Annotated in this window: 4 protein-coding genes; 2 read left to right on the top strand and 2 right to left on the bottom strand. The window is 41.9% G+C overall.

Going from position 1 to position 4,990, the window contains the following annotated elements:
• Window positions 1–104 precede the first annotated feature (104 nt).
• Together cls and L4C33_RS19650 are read left to right on the top strand one after the other, a co-directional pair.
• The gene (gene cls / locus L4C33_RS19655) at window positions 105–1,559 is read left to right on the top strand and encodes a cardiolipin synthase (RefSeq protein ID WP_428814093.1); all 1,455 of its coding nucleotides are present in this window, start codon (window positions 105–107) and stop codon (window positions 1,557–1,559) included.
• Between the two features lie 97 nt (window positions 1,560–1,656).
• Entirely contained in the window at window positions 1,657–2,868 is a 1,212-nt protein-coding gene (locus tag L4C33_RS19650; RefSeq protein WP_428814092.1) for a cystathionine beta-lyase, read from the top strand.
• Between the two features lie 104 nt (window positions 2,869–2,972).
• On the opposite strand, the gene L4C33_RS19645 is transcribed toward L4C33_RS19650, so the two are convergent.
• Window positions 2,973–3,431, bottom strand: a complete 459-nt coding sequence (locus L4C33_RS19645) for a globin family protein (protein ID WP_428814091.1) — start codon at window positions 3,429–3,431, stop codon at window positions 2,973–2,975.
• A 99-nt stretch (window positions 3,432–3,530) separates the two neighbouring features.
• The coding region (locus L4C33_RS19640) for a diguanylate cyclase (protein ID WP_428814090.1) at window positions 3,531–4,990 on the bottom strand (1,460 nt) is incomplete at its 5' end.

The raw sequence follows: 4,990 nt of genomic DNA, 5'->3' as shown, positions 1-4,990 counted from the left end.
CTTTTAGATCTATCACTCTAATTTGTAAATGAATATCTCGCTCAATTCCTATATTCATCAAATAGCATTATGATTGAAGGCTTAAACGAAAAGGGAATCTCCGAGTGGAAAAGCTTTATCACTTTCTGACAATAGCAGCTGTGGTTTTATATTGGCTCTTAGTAGCAGGCGTAACCTTACGCGTTGTATTAAAGCGCCGTGCCGTTAGCGTATCGCTTGCGTGGCTTATGGTCATTTACATCGTGCCTATTGTAGGTGTTGGTTGCTACTTTCTATTTGGCGAGCTCAATTTAGGTAAGAAGAGAGCCGACCGCGCTAAACAAATGTTCACACCTTTTGGTAATTGGTTCCGTCAACTTGATGACTGCCACGCCCATCACCCTACTCAAATCGGCTCTCCCATCCATAAAATAGATGAACTGTGTAACAACCGAATGGGAATACCTGCACTCAGCGGCAATACGCTTTCATTACAAGAGTCCCCAGAGCAAATATTACGGTCCATCATTGAAGATATCGAACGGGCTGAATCTAGCATCAAGATGGTCTTTTATATTTGGCATCCCGGCGGCCTTGCTGACTCAGTGGCGTCAGCTCTTATCAAAGCGCAAAAGCGCGGAGTTGAAGTTAAGCTACTTATCGACTCCGCAGGAAGTCCACGTTTCTTTAGAAGTCATTGGAAAAAGATGATGGAAGATGCGGGTATTCAATTGGTCCAGGCTTTAGAAGTGAGCCCATGGCGTATATTTTTACGCAGGTTAGATCTTCGTCAACACAGAAAGATCATCGTGATTGATGAAACTATTGCCTATACCGGTTCAATGAATATGGTAGACCCTTCTTATTTCAAACAAGGAAGCGGCGTTGGCCAATGGATTGACATCATGGTTCGTATTACTGGACCAACCGTGAATGTATTATCTGCGATTCATGGCTGGGACTGGGAGGTGGAAACTGGTGAGCGCATTCTTCCAGCACTGCCAGAGGCTAAGCCCGATCTTCAACAGTCACTTCATCCTATTCAAGTCGTGCCATCTGGCCCAGGTATGCCTGAACACTTAATCTTACAAGTGCTGAATATCGCGATTAATCAAGCCAACAAGTCGGTTCGAATTACAACGCCCTACTTCGTACCAAGCTCTGATTTACTCGGTACACTCAAAACCACCGCACAACGAGGCATTAAGGTTGAGCTGATCATTCCTCACGTCAATGACTCTCTGATGGTCAAATGGGCGTCTCGTTCTTTCTATAGCGAGCTATTAGATGCCGGTGTAGAGATTTACGAGTTCAGTGGCGGGCTACTTCATACTAAATCCGTTGTGATCGACGAAGAGTTTTGCCTAGTAGGAACCGTCAACATTGATATGCGTAGCTTGTGGCTAAATTTTGAAGTCACGCTCGCGGTAGACGATATTCATTTCACGCAGAAGCTCCATCAATTACTCGATTCATACATTGAACAATCGCATAAAGTTGATCAAAAAGAATGGAACAAACGTGGGTTATATCCGAGGTTTTTTGAACGTATTTTTTATCTTTTTAACCCTTTACTGTAAAAATCACTTCAAATTGGCTAAAAGTCTTTAATCTAACTTGCTTTTAGCCCCTGCCGCATGTTTTAAATAGGACATTAGAGTTGATAAGGAATTCACAATGTCCGAGAGTAAAACTACCAAATTGATCACTGCTGGCCGCGATAAAAAATGGACCAACGGTGTTGTAAACCCACCTGTTCAACGAGCATCTACCGTTGTATTCAATACAGTAGAAGAGAAGCATAAAGCTACTGTGAACCGCGCTAATAAAACATTATTTTATGGCCGTCGTGGTACGAATACTCACTTTGCGTTTCAAGACGCAATGGTTGACGTAGAAGGTGGCGCAGGCTGTGCGCTGTACCCATGCGGAACAGCAGCGATTTCAAATGCAATTTTGTCGTTTATCGAAACTGGCGACCATATTTTGATGGTTGATACCTGTTACGAACCAACTCGTGACTTTTGCGACACCATTATGAAAAAAATGGGCGTAGAAACTACCTACTACGCGCCAACTATTGGTGAGGGCATTAAAGACCTAATCCAACCTAACACCAAAATACTGTTTACGGAGTCACCTGGCTCAGTAACGATGGAAGTACAAGACATCCCAACACTTTCTCGTATTGCTCATGAACACGATATCATTGTGATGCTTGATAATACTTGGGCTGCGGGCGTGAATTTCTCTCCATTTGATTTTGGCGTTGATATCTCCATTCAAGCAGCGACGAAATATATAGTCGGTCACTCAGATGTCATGTTAGGCACAGCTGTAGCGAATGAGAAGCACTGGGACCAACTACGCGAACAAAGCTACTTGATGGGTCAATGTGTATCGCCAGACGATGCTTACTTAGGTCTGCGTGGTATTCGCACACTAGATGTACGTTTACGCCAACACGCTGAAAATAGCCTTAAAGTCGCTCAGTGGCTTCAAACTAGACCTGAAGTCGATCATGTTCGTCACCCAGCACTAGAAACTTGCCCTGGGCATGAGTTCTTCAAACGTGATTTCACCGGCGGTAATGGCTTATTTTCCTTCGTACTTAAAACTAGCTACCCACGTGCGACCACTGCGCTATTGGATGGAATGAAGCACTTCAGCATGGGTTACTCTTGGGGTGGATTTGAAAGCTTGATCCTTGCCAACGAACCAAAAAGTTTTAATAGTTTAAGAACCGTTGCGAACCCAAACTTTGAAGGTACATTAATTCGTGTCCATATCGGTTTAGAAGACGTAAATGATTTGATCGCGGATTTGGAAGCAGGCTTGGAGCGTTATAATGCGCTTATTCTTGAAAAAGAAACGGCTGCCGCTCAATAGATATATCCTGCTCAGTAGAGAGCGAATGAATATTAATCTCAAACATTAATATCACCGAGCTAGAATTGGCTGGAATTTCATTTCCAGCCAATTTTTTGTCTTAACTATCGAACATAAACTTTATTGTTATAGTACGTATCTGCTTCAAACCCTGGATAAGCAGCCTGTCTCATCACTGTCGCTATGACGCGATAGATCTTAACCCACGCGCTTTTAGTCCGCTCATCAAACTGGTCGCCCAACCCCGTTTTCAAAGTATAAATTAGAGCATTTCCAACTGGCGTATAGTCGTCTGCCGTTACTCCATACTTTACATGACGCCTTGCGAGATCCTGAAGTACAGGGATCAATGAATCCAGATCATCTAATCCTTTTACTGCGACTCCTAAGGTCATCATTAGCTTTTTACCTTGCTCTGACAGATCTTGCTTAAATAAACGTCTCAGCGACGGATCATATTCAAATAATTTTGCATAAAATATTTCGGCTGCTTTATCGGCAATTGGAGCAACCTGAGAAAAGCTATTTTGAATTAATTGTTTTTCTATTGCTGTCACTGGCATAGAGATCCCTAGCTACTTTATTGTTTATTAGTCTAGAGGATAGAAGCTCAACTCAGAATAAACAAATGAGTATGAGTGCATATTTGAGGTTACATGATTTTACGTATGATCAGACACTATCACTTGATTGCGCCCATGGCACTTTGCCTGATACAACGCGGCATCTGCCAAGGTAATTGACTGTGATATATCCATAGTTGAACGGTAACAAGAATACAAGCCTAAGCTCGCCGTCACGGGCTTGCACAGTCCCTCCATCACCTCAATTTCCCTTCTTAGAGATTCAGCAAATTCCGTCGCTTGGCTCTTACTCATATGATTCAAAAATACAATAAACTCTTCTCCACCATACCGACCAGAAATAATGTCATCAGATTCATAGCGAAGTAATATCCGAGCTAATGAGTGAATGACAAGGTCCCCGTGGTCATGTCCAAATTCGTCATTCACCTGCTTGAATAAATCAATATCAATCATAATGATTGAGTAACAAGGGGCTCCGAGCTTTTGATAAGCTTTTTGAGACAGTGGTATAGCTAACTCCATAAAGCTGCGGCGATTCCTCAGCCCCGTCAAATAGTCACGATTCTGAACTTCCAAGGCTTTATTGTGGCGCTTTGTTAGCAATATCACTAACGAAGTGATGATACAAATTACGCTGACAACAGCAATCATCACGCTGCCCATAAATACATTTACTGGGTGGCCTAACTCTCGCTTGTCTATCCCAGCAACGATTATCCAGTCTAGGTATTCGTAATATCGGAAAATATAGTCCTTCTCAATCTCAGCGACAGGTCCATCATAGTGAAATGTCCCTTGCTTCTGCTCTTTAGACACTTTAACGATTTCTTCTAATCTATTGTCCCCGAATTCATATAGGTTCATACCTTGCTTGTCAGGGTGCAGCAATATTCGACCTTGTCCGTTTAAAACATAGACATACCCAGATTCCCCAAACTGGTGTTTTTCTAACTTAGACTTCAACTGATTAAGATCGATAAGATAAAGAAGATCGTCCTTATACGCGGAAACCCCTAGCCTACGTCCATCATCCAATATCAAACGATACGCAACTTTCTCAACGGCTTTTTCGTCATCGGGGTTCTTCCATAGGTACTCGATAAAAGAAGAGCGAGCAGTGACTTTACGTGAAATGTAAGGGCTATCAGCTATAACAACATTCTGAAGGTAGGGGTGATAAATAAATTTGAAGTCATTATCGAGCAAATAAGCATAACCATTTTTTCCAACTTTAATGGTTGAAAGAGATTCTCTAATCAAACGTTCTTTATCTTGCTCACTCAATGAGGCTGAAGATTCTAAGTTAACAATATGATTTAACGACGTTTCAGCGATTCCTTTTAAATAGAACCGGATTGAATCATTAATAGAAGTATCGATAATGTCATAACTGCTATCCACACTCGCTTCAAAAAAAGACGTGTTTGTATCCCCCAGAAGTGATTCAACGAGTTTGAATTGAACCATCAAGGTAATTGAAAAAACTATGGATAATATAACCGACACTGGTAATACATATCGGATAATTCCAGGGG

It is taken from the genome of Vibrio makurazakiensis, from assembly GCF_050337375.1.
Classification (GTDB): Bacteria; Pseudomonadota; Gammaproteobacteria; order Enterobacterales; family Vibrionaceae; genus Vibrio; species Vibrio makurazakiensis.
The sequence above is the reverse complement of the archived record's forward strand: the minus strand, read 5'-3'. Positions and strand labels throughout refer to the sequence as shown.